The following is a 14,630-nucleotide window of genomic DNA, read 5'->3' on the forward strand; positions in this document are numbered from 1 at the left end:
GCGACTCCTACCGGCTGAAGAACCGAGATCTCGGCCGCGTGCCCGCGGCCGGAACCCAAGAAGACGAGTGATCAGGGGGTCAACCTTCAGATGCCGGAAAGGGGTCAGTTTTCACTCGCCGTTGACACCCCTCCACGAGGGACAGGTTGTGGTCATGGCAGTGGGAGGACGGTGATGAACCAGAACAGGACGGCGGCGAAGACGACGAAGAACGGGATGAGGCAGCCCAACGCGACCCTCGTCTGGTTCGAGACCTGGAAGGACTCCGTCGGGTCCTCCGGGTTGTAGGCCACCTCCACGACCGTCCCCGGCACAGGCCGTGCGCCGCAGGAGATCTCCGAGGCCCCGGTGAACGCTGTGCCTTGCAGGTCGGCGAACCGGTACGTGGGCCAGAAGCGGCGTGACCGGCTGGTGCTGCCGACGCCGCTGGTCCAGCCGGCCCGGCTGCCGGTCACGGTGGCCTCCGCCCTCGGCCAGTGGGCGGTCAGCCGCTCGTGCCGCCTGTTCTTCCGGACCGTGTGGACGACGGAGCCGGCGGCCCCGGCGACGAACAGCGCCCAGACCGCGTACAGCACGGTGCTCACCCGGGCATCCCAGAACCGCCGCGCACCAGCGGGGCGGCGGGCATCGTCGATGCCTGACCGGAGTCGAGGACGCAGGGAGCGCAGCAGAGGGCTCGTCGGGGGTCGGCCATGGTCTCAAGCTATCCTCCCACCCGCCGTTGTCCCCGCACCCCCGGGCTGTCACGCACACGGAGGGTGGCAGCCGGGAGGCCTTCAGCACGATCCGCCTGGTCGGCTCGCCGCGAAGCGCACCAGAGGTTCCGCAGCTTGCGAACCCGGCAGTAGGGTCACGCCCATGGGAGACCAGCCGTACGAATCGATGGACGCGCGCCAGACCGCCGACGCCCTCGACGTCTACCTCGCCGAACGCGAACCGGCCCTGGAGAGGCTTCGCGCAGCACTGACCGGCGCCGGCTTGGACACGCGTGAGACGCTCGACGGGTCCCTCTACTCCGTCTCCCCGCTGTGGGCATGGCTCACCGCTCGGGCCGCGCGGCTCGGCGTCGACCCGCGGTCACTGGAAGACGATGCCACCCGCCCCTCCTGGCCGTCCTGGGCACGCCACGGACGACTCGTGGACCCGCACCCACCGGTCGCCACGATCGCACTCGTCGACGGCTTCGCCACCTACCTCGGCCAGCTCCTGACCGCCGCGGTCCCCGCTGCGTCCTGGCAGGTCGGTGAGCACCGCATCAGTGACCACCCGCTGCTGAACTACCCGGTGCTCGCCTCGGACCACCACCAGATCTTCCTGCCGGCCCTGCCGCTCTACAGCGTCTACCAGTCGGCCCACGGCCGCGATCCGATGTCCGGCACCGAGATGCGCACCCACGTCCAGCGGACCGTCGACGCTCTGAACGGGCGAGGACCGGAGGCCGCTGCCGTCGACGAGCCGCTGGTGACGGTCGTCGCCGAGCTCGACTGCTTCGACCTGGGCCTGCGCGAAGACATCCCGGCCGAGCGCCCGGAGATCGTGCCCCTGCTGATCTCCGAGCTGTGCGATCGCGACGGCGTCGTATCGGTCCACCGGTACGGACCCGCCGCCCTGATCGTCGACGTCCCCGGCTGGGACGAGCTGCGCCTGAAGATGTGGTGCACCCTGTGGCTGCAGCGGAACCTCCTGCGATGACCCGCCGGCGTCACGATCTCCGCCGCCGGCCTCGTGGCCGTGCGCGCCGGCGCCCGGACGGGGCCGGTAGCCTCGGCACCATGAACGAGTCCGCCCAGCAGACCGCCGAGGTGCCCGTGCCGACCGGCGGCCAGGTCCTCGCCCGCGCCGTGCCGGCGGCCGCCGTGCTCACGGTCGGGTTCCCAGCCCTGGTCCACTGGGGACTGGACGACAGCGGTACCGCACGCAGCCCCTGGGTCACCTTCGGACCGGCTCTGCTCCTGGGACTGGCGCTCATCGTGCAGCGCCTCGTCCAGGCGCCCCGTGCCCGCCTCGACGTCCACCAGGACAAGGGAGCGCTGCGCCGATCGATCGGGATCACCGCCTCCTCCGGTCTGGTCCCGGACGATCCGGGCACCCGCGTCGCCGCCGGGGTGCTGGCTTGCACTCAGCTGGAGTCGGCGACCACGATCGTGGCCGGGATCGCCGGCGTCGTCGCCGTCTGGATCCTGCGCACCGAGACGTGGTGGGCGGTGACCGCCGTCCTGATGATGCTGATCGCAGTGGTCCCGGTCCTCCGCGCCCGCCGCGGCTGGGCCTACCTGGACGCCCTGCACGCCGCCGAGCGCACCGGCTGACGGCCTGCTGCCCCGGCGGGGCACTAGGGTGACGGACATGACAAGCCGTACGTCCGCAGCCCTGGCTGCCGCCGCCGTGCTGCTGATGATCACAGCCTGCGGCCCGTCAACGGAGTCCTCATCGGCTACCTCGGTCGACCTCGAAACGTGGGCGGCCAACACCCTTCCTGCTGTCGCCGAGGGAGGATTCTCCATCGCCGGCAGCACCGGCACCGACGGCAGTCGCGCCACCGGTTCGACGACCGATGTGGAGCCCGGGTGGTACGCGGTCACGATGGCGTGCGCACCGGCTGACCCGGGGGCTGACGCCGATCTATCCTCCGGACGGATCAGTCTGATCGGGGAACACGGGTCCTACGGCGAAGGGGACTGCGCGGGCTCACCGGTGACCACGACCGTGCAGCTCGGCGCCCCCGACGACACGACGCCGGAGACGGTCACGGTGGCAGCTGAAGCCGAGGGCTACGAGGCCTTCTGGGGCGTGTCCGCCGCACCGACGACTGCACCCGAATAGCGCACCTGCCGCACCGGTCGACGATCCGATGACCGGAACGAGCAAGGCCTGCTCGTCCGGCACGTAGGCCGGCAGCTCCGCGTCGTCGGCGACCTCCAGCTGCACCCGGTAGGCCAGCACCTCGTGCTCCCGCGTGCGCCCCGGCAGCTGCGTCCCGGCGCCGGGAACGGCGTCGAGCTCCACGGCCACTTCGCTGTCGGGGCGGATGATCAGCACGCCGGGGTCCGCGCCCTCGTCGAAGGCGTAGTGCAGCGCCTGGACGGAGCGCACGACGCCGGTGACCGGCAGGTGCGGCACGTGCTCGGGTGTCCGGTCGTGGTGCTTCTCCCAGTACCCGGGCATCGGCCGGCCGCTGTCCTGGCTCGGGTCGTCAGGCTGTCACTCGCGCGGGCCGGTATCGCTGGGCGACCGCCCCCGACCGGAGCTCATGGCGGTCCACGAGCTCGAGCTGGACGCGCTCGCGCAGACCGGCGAGCAGCGTCGGCCCGTGTCCGGCAAGGACCGGTTGCACCACGAACTCGTACTCGTCGATCAGTCCCAGATCAGCCAACGCCGTCGGCAGCGTCACGCCACCCACCCACAGACCCTCGCCCGGCTCCTGCTTGAGCCGTTGAACCGCTTGGCCCAGGTCGCCTCGCACCAGCTCGGCGTTCCAATCGACCTCGCTCAGTGTGCTCGACACGACGTACTTCTTCACCCGGTCGATGGCCTCGGCGAACGGGATCTCCCACTCCTCCATCCAGTCAGGCCACGTGCCCGTGGCCGGCTTCCGCCACGCCGACTCCATCATCTCGTAGGTCACCCGGCCGAACAGCAGGGCATCGGCTCGCTCCATCTCAGCGGTCCAGTAGCGCATCGACTCCTCGTCCGGGGGAAGCCCTGCCTCGTGATGGCAGCAGCCGTCGAGCGTGACGTTGATCGAGTATCGAAGTGGTCTCATCTCATTGTTCTCCCTTGATGGGGCGCCGACTCGGTTGTCTCAGCGCCCGGTCGGTTCCGTGCCTGATGCTCGCTCGGCGATGACGTGCTCGCGCTGACGCTGGATCGCCCCGGCCACCCGGTAGGACTCCTCGGCCGAGACCACCACCGACGATTCCCCGGTGGCGATGCGCACGCTGGGCCCGCCCATCAGGTAGCCGGTGGCCCCGTCGTCCATTCGGCGCCGGCCGATGCGCCACCACTCGGTGCGCGGCCCGACGGCTGCTTCGGTGATCTGCTCGTACGGGATCTGCTGCTGCTTGCGCCAGCCCTGCCGGATCTCCACGGCGTGGTCCCCCAGACTGAGGACGACCGATCGATGCACAGCGAACGAGAGCGCTGTGTAGCCGACTACGAAGACAGGTCCGGTCGTCAGCAGATACGGTCCCTCCGGCACGAGCTCGGCCGCGACCACGATCAGTACGAGGAACACGACGGCGATCGCGATCCGGATCCGCCACGGCTGGAACGTGACGAACCGCGGTGTCTCCTCCGGGTCTGCGTGCTCGGCCATGCCTCATGATCGCCGACCACACCGGCCGGGGGTAGACCCGATCCCCGGAACAACGGCCGACATCCCTCACGGCCGCCGGCGGCACGCAGTCTGTCGCCGCGACGCGACTGGATCAGCCGGTCTCGATCTGCAGCTGTGGGGTGAGCCGCACCCATCCCTCTGGTTCCTCCCCCGGAAGGCCGGCCGGAGCGAAGTCCGCCTTGATGCCCAACTGCCCGCTGGTGCCCACGCGCCCGCCGGGAGTGCAACCAGCGACCCAGTCCCCGGCTGCCGTCGGGTCGTAGGTGAGCAGGCAGTCGCCTTCCTCCCCGGCCACGAGGTAGAACTCGGCGCCCTCGTGGATGGCCAGCAACCGAGAGCTGTCGGCATCCCAGCCGTACTCCGCGGCATCGATCTCCGCGGGAAGCGTGTCGTCCTCGGTCTGCTCGCCGGCGTACAGGTCGACCGAGTCCTGCGAGCAACCAGCGACGACGAGAGCGATCGTCACCGCCAGCATCGCGCGCGTGCACCGGGTCATCATCTGCTGCTCCTTCGCTTCACCGACACAAGCCTCCGATGCCTTCGACCGTCTCACGGAGGGCGCGTCGAGGGGCTGAGGCCACGCCCGGTAGGGCAGGTGTCTCCGCCCCGGTGTTCGAGCACGAAATGCTCGCCTGCTCGCGGCCCTCAGGTCGTGCGGGTCGGCCGCGGTAGCGGAGGTGTGACGGGTGTCGAGGTAGATGGGGAGTACTGCTTCGAGACCGGAAGGTTGCTGGTGCTGGAGATCCGGGCCACGGGCCGCGTCGCGGTGAACGTCCCCGGTCCCACCCGCTTCGCCGCCGAGGCGAAGATGCTCTCCGTGATGGACCCGCTGCCGCTGGGCCGGCTCGGTTCCGACCTGGACAGCGAGGTTTGCCGTTGGCCGGTGGGCCCTGATGACTTCAACGCCGAGGACGCGCTGAAGGTCCGCGCCTCCTAGGGGGCCGGAAGCGTTTCGAGGACATCTCTCGAGCAATCCTTCGGCTCGAGCGGCGAACGCGGCCAGACGCTTACCGGCTCTTGAAGGCTCGTTGTCGCCGTCGGGACGACTGCTACGGTGCGACCAGCAGGCACCGGGCGAACACGTCGCTCACCGCCTCCGACCCCCCGAGGAGCACCGCGCGATGAGCACCCCCACCTGGCAGAACCCCGAGGTCCTCGCCGCCGCGGCCGGTCCCCAGGGCCCGCAGGTCCAGTCCGTCTTCGAGAAGGCTGCGGACATCGGCCTCGAGCAGTCGCAGGCGCTGCGCAAGGCCGCCGAGCTCCACCAGAAGTTCGTCACCGACAACACCCCCGTCGAGGTGGACTACGACGCGCTCGGTCAGGCTGCCGTGAAGCTGGCGGTCGGCGCCGCGGCCGCCGCCGGGCGCCAGGACGCCCTGGACCAGATCCTCGGGTCGTGGCGGAGCCTGTCGCAGGCGATCGCCACCGACTTGTTCCTCCTGATGCACCGGCACACCCGCCCCGACTCCGCTCCCCCGTCCGGAGACGCCCTGGAGCGCGCCGCCGAAGCCACCGCCACCAGCTTTCAGATGCCCGTGGCCCACGCCCTGATCGCCCTCGCCGCCCGGGACCTGATCGACGCCGACGGCTTCCCGCAGGACGCCTACGACTTCCTGACCACCCCGTGGAACTGGGCCTTCGGCGCCGCCCACCCCGAGGACGACACCGGGCAGACGGTGGAGGGCTCGTGAGCGAGGACCTGGCCGCCTGGGCGCAGTCCCGCCCGCAGTCGGTGCCCGCGGTGCAGTCGCCGGCCGACGGGCGGATGACGCCGATCGAGCTGAAGGTCGTGCGCGAGGACGTGGAACGGATCGAGGCGTACACCGCCGAGGTCGCAGATCACCTGGCCGCCCACCTGCTCGAGCACACCGGGCCCGACCCGGTCTTCGAGGTCTACGACCGCGACGCCGACATGCCGGCCCTCGATCTGCCGGGCGCACCGTTGCCGCTCACGGCCAGGTGGTGGCGGGCCGTCGCCTACCAAGTCGCCGAGGATGTTCCGGGCCTGCGGATCGTCGAGGCGCCGAAGTAGTCCAGGCAATCGGCGTCGCAGCACCACATGCTTGTGCACGGAAGTGGGGCTGCCGGGGTGCGGTCAGGCTCTCTAAGCTGAAGCTGTCGGTGAGCAGCTCACGAGCGGCCCGACACAGCGCAGGCCACGTCGGGGGGCGTGGCCGCGCAGCACGCAACGCCCCTGTCGGCGCGCGCCGCCCGTGGCGAAGGCGATCAGTCCCCGGACATCAGGAAGCCGCCGGCGGCCAGGAACAGCGCGGCCGAGACGGCGAGCAGCACCGGGTAGCAATGCTCGGCCAGAATGACCTCATGGTGGAAATCGTCGGCGTCGAGCCTCGCGTCGAGCCTGGTGGAGTGCTTTTTGGACTGCCAGTCGGATGGCGACCGCAGAACGCGCTCCCACCGGACCTCGGGCCGCCTCCGGTGCAGATTCCATGTCGGAAATGGAGGCCAAATGTCGAATCGGCCCCAAGTGACGGTGAGCAACTCCGCCAGTCTGGGCGGATTGCTAACGATTCTTCGTGCCCCCAGTCAGACTCGAACTGACACTGAGCGGATTTTAAGTCCGCTGCCTCTGCCGATTGGGCTATGGGGGCCGGTCCCGGACGCGTCACCGGGACGCCGCCCACCCTATCGCCTCGTCCCGCTCTCACCACCAGGACGGGCCGGGGCCGCGGCCGGGAACCGCGCCTGTCGGCCGGGCGCAGGATCCAGTACGCTGGCACGGTGGTCGAGCAGCCGGCCGCGATGTCGTCGCATCCGCAGGAGGCTGCTCCCGTGCACCACCCCGCTCTCCCGTCCCACCGGTTCCTGCCGGGATCCGGACGTCCCCCCGTCCCCGCCCCGTACGGGTGCACCCCGATGCCGTTCCGGACGACCGCGGCATGAGCGAGGTCGTCGCCCGGCCCACCGGCAGGACCTACCTGGCGCCGGAGGACGCGTTCCCCGCCGACCTGACCGAGCTGTCCCTGGCCGAGCTGCACGTCCTGCACAGCAGGGTCGGCCGGCAGCTCGACCTCGAGTACCTCGGCAGCGCGTCCGGCGCCCACCCGGTCACGCTCGAGCGCCACCAGGAGCTGAGCGTGGAACTGGACGCCCGCGAGATCGCCCACCCCCGGAACACCCACTGACGGACGGGCGGCCTGCCGGCCCCCGGGGCAGGCGCCACGGGGGCCGGGCCGGGGGCGTCACGGCCCCGTGGAACAGCTCGACCCCGCCGCGGCACGTGGCCGGGACGGGGTCGAGCGGTGGACGGATCGGATCAGAGGTTGGCCTTGCGCGGGGCGGGGGCCTTGCCGGCAGCGGTCTGGAACCGCGTGCGCGGGTCCCGCTCGTGGCGCAGCGTGGTGGTGTCCCGGCCGAACATGAAGTTCAGGGCCCACTCGGTGAAGACGCGGGCCTTGCGGTCCACGGTGGGGATCGCGTAGCCGTGGTAGAGCCGGTGCATCGCCCACGCGGCGACGCCGGAGAACTCCAGGCCCTTCGCCGGCAGACCGGGGAGGCCCTTGATGCTGGCCACGCCCTTGTAGAGGCCGAGCCCGGCGACCGCGCCGAGGTTCTCGTGGTAGTAGTCCTCGAGCGGCTTGCCTGCGCGGGCGGCCATGATGTTCTTGGCCATCGTGTGCGCCTGGCGCACCGCGTGCTGGGCGTTGGGGACGCAGAACCCGCCGACTCCCCCACCGGTGAGGTCCGGGACGGCGGAGACGTCGCCGGCGGCCCAGGCGCCCTCGAGGGGCCCGTCGTCGCCGGTGATCCGCAGGTCGGCCCCGGCACGGACGCGGCCGCGCTCGTCGAGCGGGAAGTCCGTGCTCTTGACGAGCGGGTTCGCCTGCACCCCGGCGGTCCAGATCAGGGTGTCGGTGCCGAACTCGCCGGCCGGGGACTTGTCCTGCATGTTGACGAGCTTCAGGTGCTTGTCCACCGCGGAGGCGAGCGACGTGTTGAGCAGCACCTCGATGCCGCGGCTGCGCAGGTGCGCCACGACCTTCTCCGCGCGCTCCTCGGAGACCTCGGGCATGATCCGGCCCATGGCCTCGATGAGCACGAAGCGCAGGTCGGAGACCGTGAGCCGCTCGTTGCGCTCGACGGCGCTGCGGGCCATGTCCTCGATCTCGGCGATCGTCTCGGTGCCGGCGTAGCCGCCGCCGACCACCACGAAGGTCAGCGCCCGGCGCTTGGCCTCCTCGTCGGTGGTGAGGGAGGCGACCTCGATGCGCTCGAGCACCCAGTTGCGCACCGCCACGGCCTCCTCGATGGTCTTGAGGCCGATGCCGTTCTCGGCGAGGCCCTCGATCGGGAAGGCGCGGGTCACGGAGCCGCCGGCGATGACGACCTCGTCGTAGGTCAGCTCGAAGGTCTCGCCCTCGTCGATGCCCTTGACGGTCGCGGTGCGGTTCGCGTGGTCGACGCCGAGCACGTGCCCGGTGACGATCTCGCAGTCCTTGAGGTGCTGCCGGTGGGGCACCACCGCGCTGCGGGCGGAGACGTTGCCGCCGGCCACCTCGGGCAGGAAGGGGAGGTACATCATGTACGGGTTGGGATCCACCACGGTCACGACTCCGCCGGAGTCCTTGATCCGCTTCTGCAGTTCCTGCGCCACGGTGAAGCCGACGTAGCCGCCGCCGACGATCAGAAGGCGCGGACGGTCCTTGGCCAGTTGAGTGAAAGACATGCCCCCGAGTCTACTCAGAACGCTGTCGATATCGGTTCTCGTCCGGGGCCTCCGCGCCGTGTTCCGGCGCACGCCTCAGGAACGGCCGCCCGGGTCCCCGTCCGGGTCGGCGGCCACGATGCGGCGGATGTGCACCACGGCACCCGCCGTGAGGCCCAGCACGAGCAGCCCGAACCCGGCGAGCACCACGACGGGCAGCAGCCCGGTCTCGTCGATCGGGGCGACGGGCTCGGGCGGGGCGACCTCCGCCTCGACCTCCTCCGTGACGGGCGCCGAGCTCTCGGCCGGGCCCGCCGTGGGGGTCGCCGCGGCGCTGCGGCGGTGCACCCGCACCCACTGCTCCATGCTGCCGAGGGGACTGCGGTCGACCTCGGGGACGTCCTCCGTGAGCGCGGCCTCGACGTCCAGCACCCCGTACCCGTAGAGCGGGTCCTTGCCCGGCGAGCCGGTGTCCCGGGCGGTGGAGACGATGCGGTTGGCGATCTGGGCGGAGCTCATCTCCGGCCACTTCGCCTTGATCAGCGCGGCGGTGCCGGCCACCACCGGGGCGGACGCGGACGTCCCGGCCCACGAGGCGTAGCGGTCGCCGGGGATGGCGCCCACCATGTCCTCGGACGGGCCGGCCACGGCGATCGAGATCCCCTGCGAGGAGGACTCCCAGCTCGCCTCTCCCGTGCGGCCCACGCCGCCCACCGTCAGCACGCCGGGGATGGTGGCGGGGGCGCCGACCTGGACGAGCCCCGACCCCCGGTTGCCCGCGGAGGCGACGACGAGCACGTCCTTCTCCTCGGCGTAGAGGAAGGCCTCGTCCCAGCTCTCGGGCCACGAGGTGGCGTTGGAGCCCACCGACATGTTGATGACGTCCGCCCCGTTGTCCACGGCCCACCGGACGGCGTCCGGGAGCTGCTCGTCGACGCTGCGGACCTCCGGGCTCTCGTCGCCCAGCCAGGTGGACACGGCGAGCACCTCGGCGTCCGGGGCCACGCCCACGATGCCGGCGGGCCGGCCCGGGGCGTCGTCGTCCCGACCGCCCGGGGGCACGTGGCCGCGGCCCGCGGCCACGGACGCCACGAGGGTCCCGTGCTCGGGCTCGGTGCCGAGACCCTCCTGGCCGTCGGCGGAGCCGCCGCCCGAGACGTCGGTGCCGGCCACCACGGCGCCCTCCAGGTCCTGGTGCGAGCCGTCCACCCCGGTGTCGATGACGGCGATGCGCACGCCCTCCCCCGTGGACTCCGCCCAGGCCTTCCGCACGCCGTACTCGTCCAGCCAGTACTGCAGCGGACGGATCCCGTCCTCGGCGATGCGGGAGGTGTCCGGGGCGGGGGTGGCGCCGTCACCGGGTGGGGGTGCCACGCTGACGGGGTCCTCGAGCGGGATGCTGGGGGCGGGGCCGGGCTCCGGGGGCCGGGCCTGCGCCGGCCCCGCCCCGGGCAGGACCAGCGCGCCGGCGCCGACCACGGCCGAGGCCGCCCCCACCGCGCCCCACCGGGTGAGGGCGCGGTGGCGCGGGGGGCGGGGGCGGGGTGCGCTGGGAGACATGTGTCCTTCCGGGTCGGGGGGTCCGGGCGGGTCAGCCGACCTGGGACAGGGCGATCCCGTCCAAAATATCGTGCTCGCTCGCGATCGCCGAGTCCACCCGTCCACCGGTGGCGGCGCCCACCCGCTCGACGATCCGCCGCCACACGAGGGCGCCGCCGCCGATGACGTCGACACGGCCCTCGTGCATGTAGGGCAGCGCGGCGCGCTCCGCGCGGGTCATGGCCGTGAGCTCTCGGCACGCCTGCGCGATCCGCTCGGCGGGCAGCTCGGCGCCGTCGATGGCCGCGGGGTCGTAGGCGGACAGCCCGAGGGCGTGGGCCGTGACGGTCGTGATGGTGCCCGCGACGCCCACGAGGTGGGTGGCCTCCGTGAGGGGCACGGTCTGCAGGACCACGTCCACGGCGTGGTCGACGTCGCGCAGCACGGCCTCCTGCTGGGCGGCGGTGGGCGGGTTGGAGCCGAGGTGGCGCTCGGTCAGGCGGACGCAGCCGATGTCCACGCTGCGCTCCGCGCGCACCCCCTGGGCATTGCCCAGCACGAACTCGGTCGACCCGCCGCCGAGGTCGATCACCAGGACCCGGTCCTCCGGATCCGCGCCGCCCACGGCGGCCGCGGCGCCGCGGAAGGACAGCTCGGCCTCCTCGTCGCCGCTGATGACCTCGGGGGTCACGCCGAGGCGCTCGCGGATCCCGGCGAGGAAGACGTCCCGGTTGCCGGCGTCGCGGGTGGCGCTCGTGGCCACGAAGCGCAGCTGCTCCACCCCGTGCTCCGCCAGCAGCCGGGCGTACTCGTCCGTGGCCGCGAACGTGCGCTCGAGCGCCGCCTCTGCCAGCCACCCGGTGGCGTCCACGCCCTGGCCGAGCCGGACCACGCGCATCTCGCGCACCACGTCGTCGAGCACCGTGCGGCCCTGCTCCTCCCGGGTGTCGGCGATGAGCAGTCGGATGGAGTTCGTGCCGCAGTCGATGGCGCCTGTGCGCATGGGGAGTCCTCGGGGGTGTCGGGGGCGGGTGGGTCTCAGGCCTCGCGCCAGGCGGGGTCGCAGTGGCAGGCGTCGGGGGTCCACCACTCGGCGATGGCGGTGAGGGTCTCGTCGCCGAGCGGGTTCACGCCGGGCCCGGCCGCGAGCGCGTGGCCGGCGAGCACGTGCAGGCACTTGACCCGCACGGGCATGCCGCCGGCGGAGATGCCCTCGATCTCGGGCACGGGTCCGGTGCCGGCCGCGGCACCGATCCGGGCACGCTCGGCGAGGTAGTCCTCGTGCGCGGCCCGGTGGGCTGCGGCCAGCGCCTCGTCCTCGGCGATGCGGTCCGTCATCGTGTACATCAGGCCGGCCGCCTCGAGCCGGGACACCGCCGCGGTGATCACGGGGTGGGCCAGGTAGAACACCGTGGGGAACGGGGTGCCGTTGGCCAGCCGCGGCGCGGTGGCCGCCACGAGCGGGTTCCCGCACGTGCACCGGGCCGGGATCTCGACGACGTCGCGCACGGGACGCCCGAGCTGCCGGGAGAGCACCTGGAGGTCCAGGGCCGTGGGCTCGACCGTCGCGGCCGTCACGCCGAGTCCCCGGGGTGCGGGGGCCGGCCGGTCGCCGGGCTCGTGTCCGTGCTGGGGGTTCACGCCGTTCCTCACTCCGCGGCGCTGCCGCGGCTGTCCGTCGCCGCGTCCTGCGGCGCGCCGGCCCCGTCCGCCGGGGCGGCCGGGACGCTCTGCTCTGTCTGCTCTGCCTGCTCGGTGGTGCCGGGGTCCTGGCCCGCGCCGGGCTCGTCCGTGCTGCCCGGCTGTCCGGGGGCCGCGGGCTCGTCGGTGCCGCCCGGCTCGGCGGCGGTGTCCGCGTCCTCGGCGGTGTCCGCGTCCTCGCTGCCGGTCGGTTCCCCGTCGGCGTCCGCGTCCCCGGCGGCGTCCGTGTCCCCGGCGGCTCCCGTGCCCGCCGCGGGACGGGCGTCCTCGTAGGCGGAGGCCACCACGGACTGCCAGAGGGCGTCCACCCAGGCGGGCTTCTCGGCCTCGACCTGCGCCGCCGAGGAGTCCACCACGGCGCCGTCCATCTCCTCGGCGCCCACCACGAGGTAGGACCGCTCCCCCGGCATCACGTAGAGGAGCCGGTCCCGGGCCTGCTGCTTGACGTAGGTCTCGTCCGACCACTGGTCCACCTGGTCCTCCAGGGAGGCCTGCTGGGCCTCCATGGCGGCGATGGCGCGCTCGAGCTGGGCGATCTCCGCCCGCTGCTCGAGGAAGATCTTGGTGGTCGGCGCCGCCAGGAACACGATGAGCACGGCCACGAGGGTGAGGATCAGGAACCGCCCGCTGAAGGTGCGGGCGGGGACCGGCGACCCCACGGCGCTGGACCCGCCACCCAGCCCGTGGCCCGGGCCGCCGCCCGTCCCGCCGTCGCGCCCGCGGGTGCCCGGCGCGGCGTCGCGCCCGCCGAGCAGGCGGGTGGTGCGCGGGCGGGGAGCGGGCATGGCGACCTCACGGGGGAAGGGCGGGGACGGGGACCAGTGTAGCGCTCACGGGGGGAGCGGCCGCCGGGAACGGCCGCTCCCCCCGCACGACGACGGACCGGCGGGGCCGGTCAGCCGCCGGTGGTCACTTCGCGGTGTAGCGCGGGAACGCGGAGGCCCCCGCGTAGCGCGCGGCGTCCCCGAGCTCCTCCTCGATGCGCAGCAGCTGGTTGTACTTGGCCACGCGCTCGGAGCGGGCCGGCGCCCCGGTCTTGATCTGCCCGGCGTTGGTGGCCACCGCGATGTCCGCGATCGTGGTGTCCTCGGTCTCGCCCGAGCGGTGGGAGATCATGCAGTGGAACATGTGCCGCTGGGCCAGGGAGATGGCGTCGAAGGTCTCCGTGAGGGAGCCGATCTGGTTGACCTTCACCAGCAGGGCGTTGCCGGCGCCCTCGTCGATGCCGCGGGCCAGCCGCTCCGGGTTGGTGACGAACAGGTCGTCGCCCACGATCTGGACCTGGGTGCCCACGGACGCGGTGAGGGCCTGCCAGCCCGCCCAGTCGTCCTCGTCCAGCGGGTCCTCGATGGACACGATCGGGTAGTCGCGCACGAGCTCCTCGTAGTAGGAGGTCATCTCCGCGGCGCTGAGCTGCTTGCCCTCGAAGCTGTACTTGCCGTTCTCGAAGAACTCGGAGGAGGCCACGTCCAGGGCGAGCGCCACGTCGGTGCCCACGGTGTACCCGGCCTTCTCGATCGCCTCGGAGATGAGGTCGAGGGCGGCACGGTTGGACTCGAGGTTCGGGGCGAAGCCGCCCTCGTCGCCCAGCCCGGTGGCCAGGCCGCGCTCCTTGAGCACGCCCTTGAGGGAGTGGTAGACCTCCACGCCGGTGCGCAGGGCCTCGGAGAAGGTCGCGGCACCGATCGGGGCGATCATGAACTCCTGGATGTCCACGTTCGAGTCTGCGTGGGAGCCGCCGTTGAGGATGTTCATCATGGGCACCGGGAGGACGTGGGCGTTGGGCCCGCCCAGGTACTTGTAGAGCTCGAGGTCGGAGGCGTTGGCGGCGGCGCGGGCCACGGCCAGGGAGACGCCCAGGATGGCGTTGGCGCCGAGGCTGCCCTTGTTGTCCGTGCCGTCGAGGTCGAGCATGGTGCGGTCGACCAGCCGCTGGTCGGTCGCGTCGAGACCGATCACGGCCTCGGCGATCTCCTCGTCGACGGCCTTCACGGCGTCGAGGACGCCCTTGCCGAGGTAGACCTTCTTATCGCCGTCACGGCGCTCGACGGCCTCGAAGGCACCGGTGGAGGCGCCCGAGGGCACCGCCGCCCGGCCGTAGCTGCCGTCCTCCAGCAGCACCTCGACCTCCACGGTCGGGTTGCCGCGGGAGTCGAGGATCTGGCGGGCGTGCACTGCGGTGATCATGGCCATGGGTTGCTCCTGACGTTGGTGCTGAGCTTGTCGCTGACGTGGGTGGAACGTGCGTGGTGGGGCGGTCGGGGCCCCGGTGCGGGGCACCGGCCGAGGGTCCGCACCGGCGGGGCCGGGCGCCCCCGGCGGCTCCAGCCTAGCGACTCGGCGCCGGTGGCCGGCCGCGGGGGCGGCCCGTGACGGGATCAGTCCCCGTTC

General features: G+C 72.4%; 18 protein-coding genes and 1 tRNA gene. 6 read left to right on the forward strand and 13 right to left on the reverse strand.

From position 1 onward, the window contains the following. Positions 1-152: 152 nt before the first annotated feature. Complete coding sequence (locus CRM73_RS14310; RefSeq protein WP_095650464.1) at positions 153-584, reverse strand: DUF3592 domain-containing protein; 432 nt, start codon at positions 582-584, stop codon at positions 153-155. 274 nt (positions 585-858) lie between these two features. Here CRM73_RS14310 and CRM73_RS14315 point away from each other — a divergent pair, with 274 nt between their 5' ends. Together CRM73_RS14315 and CRM73_RS14320 are read left to right on the forward strand one after the other, a co-directional pair. Continuing rightward, a complete protein-coding gene (locus CRM73_RS14315; protein ID WP_229588194.1) occupies positions 859-1,692 on the forward strand; it encodes a hypothetical protein in 834 nt (277 codons plus the stop codon). An 80-nt stretch (positions 1,693-1,772) separates the two neighbouring features. Beyond that, on the forward strand, positions 1,773-2,309 hold the full coding sequence (locus CRM73_RS14320; RefSeq protein WP_035927081.1) for a hypothetical protein: 537 nt from the start codon (positions 1,773-1,775) through the stop codon (positions 2,307-2,309). Positions 2,310-2,688: 379 nt separating this feature from the next. On the opposite strand, the gene CRM73_RS14325 is transcribed toward CRM73_RS14320, so the two are convergent. The 4 genes from CRM73_RS14325 to CRM73_RS14340 form a co-directional block, all read right to left on the reverse strand. Further along, positions 2,689-3,165 (reverse strand): hypothetical protein, encoded by a 477-nt coding sequence (locus tag CRM73_RS14325; protein WP_095650466.1) that lies wholly within the window; start codon positions 3,163-3,165, stop codon positions 2,689-2,691. A gap of 28 nt (positions 3,166-3,193) precedes the next feature. Next, positions 3,194-3,763 carry a dihydrofolate reductase family protein gene (locus tag CRM73_RS14330; RefSeq protein ID WP_095650467.1) on the reverse strand — a complete coding sequence of 190 codons (570 nt, stop codon included), beginning with the start codon at positions 3,761-3,763 and terminating at the stop codon, positions 3,194-3,196. Positions 3,764-3,802: 39 nt separating this feature from the next. Continuing rightward, positions 3,803-4,315, reverse strand: a complete 513-nt coding sequence (locus CRM73_RS14335; protein ID WP_095650468.1) for a hypothetical protein — start codon at positions 4,313-4,315, stop codon at positions 3,803-3,805. Positions 4,316-4,427: 112 nt separating this feature from the next. After that, positions 4,428-4,832: a hypothetical protein gene (locus CRM73_RS14340; RefSeq protein WP_141246785.1), complete on the reverse strand. Its 405-nt coding sequence runs from the start codon at positions 4,830-4,832 to the stop codon at positions 4,428-4,430. 183 nt (positions 4,833-5,015) lie between these two features. On the opposite strand from CRM73_RS14340, the gene CRM73_RS14345 reads away from it, so the two are divergent. The 3 genes from CRM73_RS14345 (at position 5,016) to CRM73_RS14355 (ending at position 6,368) form a co-directional block, all read left to right on the forward strand. After that, positions 5,016-5,273, forward strand: coding sequence for a hypothetical protein (locus tag CRM73_RS14345; protein WP_109149401.1), 258 nt, complete (start codon positions 5,016-5,018; stop codon positions 5,271-5,273). Positions 5,274-5,457: 184 nt separating this feature from the next. After that, the gene (locus CRM73_RS14350) at positions 5,458-6,027 is read left to right on the forward strand and encodes a hypothetical protein (protein ID WP_229588196.1); all 570 of its coding nucleotides are present in this window, start codon (positions 5,458-5,460) and stop codon (positions 6,025-6,027) included. After that, positions 6,024-6,368 carry a hypothetical protein gene (locus tag CRM73_RS14355; protein WP_035927044.1) on the forward strand — a complete coding sequence of 115 codons (345 nt, stop codon included), beginning with the start codon at positions 6,024-6,026 and terminating at the stop codon, positions 6,366-6,368. Before CRM73_RS14350 ends, CRM73_RS14355 begins: the two co-directional genes overlap by 4 nt. A 194-nt stretch (positions 6,369-6,562) precedes the next feature. Here the strand turns inward: CRM73_RS14355 and CRM73_RS14360 are convergent, their stop codons facing one another. After that, positions 6,563-6,835 (reverse strand): hypothetical protein, encoded by a 273-nt coding sequence (locus CRM73_RS14360; RefSeq protein WP_035927039.1) that lies wholly within the window; start codon positions 6,833-6,835, stop codon positions 6,563-6,565. 36 nt (positions 6,836-6,871) lie between these two features. After that, positions 6,872-6,945, reverse strand: a tRNA-Leu gene (locus CRM73_RS14365). A gap of 288 nt (positions 6,946-7,233) precedes the next feature. Here CRM73_RS14365 and CRM73_RS14370 point away from each other — a divergent pair. Further along, a complete protein-coding gene (locus CRM73_RS14370) occupies positions 7,234-7,479 on the forward strand; it encodes a hypothetical protein (protein WP_017832201.1) in 246 nt (81 codons plus the stop codon). Positions 7,480-7,610: 131 nt separating this feature from the next. Here CRM73_RS14370 and CRM73_RS14375 read toward each other — a convergent pair whose 3' ends face one another. The 6 genes from CRM73_RS14375 to eno all read right to left on the reverse strand — a co-directional run bounded on the left by CRM73_RS14375 (position 7,611) and on the right by eno (position 14,432). Beyond that, positions 7,611-9,020, reverse strand: a complete 1,410-nt coding sequence (locus CRM73_RS14375; protein ID WP_035927034.1) for an NAD(P)/FAD-dependent oxidoreductase — start codon at positions 9,018-9,020, stop codon at positions 7,611-7,613. A 75-nt stretch (positions 9,021-9,095) separates the two neighbouring features. Continuing rightward, positions 9,096-10,559 carry a S8 family serine peptidase gene (locus CRM73_RS14380; protein ID WP_229588198.1) on the reverse strand — a complete coding sequence of 488 codons (1,464 nt, stop codon included), beginning with the start codon at positions 10,557-10,559 and terminating at the stop codon, positions 9,096-9,098. Positions 10,560-10,590: 31 nt separating this feature from the next. Then, entirely contained in the window at positions 10,591-11,541 is a 951-nt protein-coding gene (locus tag CRM73_RS14385; protein ID WP_035927032.1) for a Ppx/GppA phosphatase family protein, read from the reverse strand. A gap of 35 nt (positions 11,542-11,576) precedes the next feature. After that, positions 11,577-12,179 carry a DUF501 domain-containing protein gene (locus tag CRM73_RS14390; RefSeq protein ID WP_017832197.1) on the reverse strand — a complete coding sequence of 201 codons (603 nt, stop codon included), beginning with the start codon at positions 12,177-12,179 and terminating at the stop codon, positions 11,577-11,579. Between the two features lie 8 nt (positions 12,180-12,187). Further along, positions 12,188-13,024 (reverse strand): septum formation initiator family protein, encoded by an 837-nt coding sequence (locus tag CRM73_RS14395; RefSeq protein ID WP_095650471.1) that lies wholly within the window; start codon positions 13,022-13,024, stop codon positions 12,188-12,190. A gap of 124 nt (positions 13,025-13,148) precedes the next feature. After that, the gene (eno, locus tag CRM73_RS14400) at positions 13,149-14,432 is read right to left on the reverse strand and encodes a phosphopyruvate hydratase (RefSeq protein ID WP_017832195.1); all 1,284 of its coding nucleotides are present in this window, start codon (positions 14,430-14,432) and stop codon (positions 13,149-13,151) included. Between the last annotated feature and the right edge of the window lie 198 nt (positions 14,433-14,630).

Origin of the sequence: Kocuria sp. CCUG 69068 (assembly GCF_020833785.1) — a bacterium.
GTDB classification, from domain to species: Bacteria; Actinomycetota; Actinomycetes; order Actinomycetales; family Micrococcaceae; genus Kocuria; species Kocuria rosea.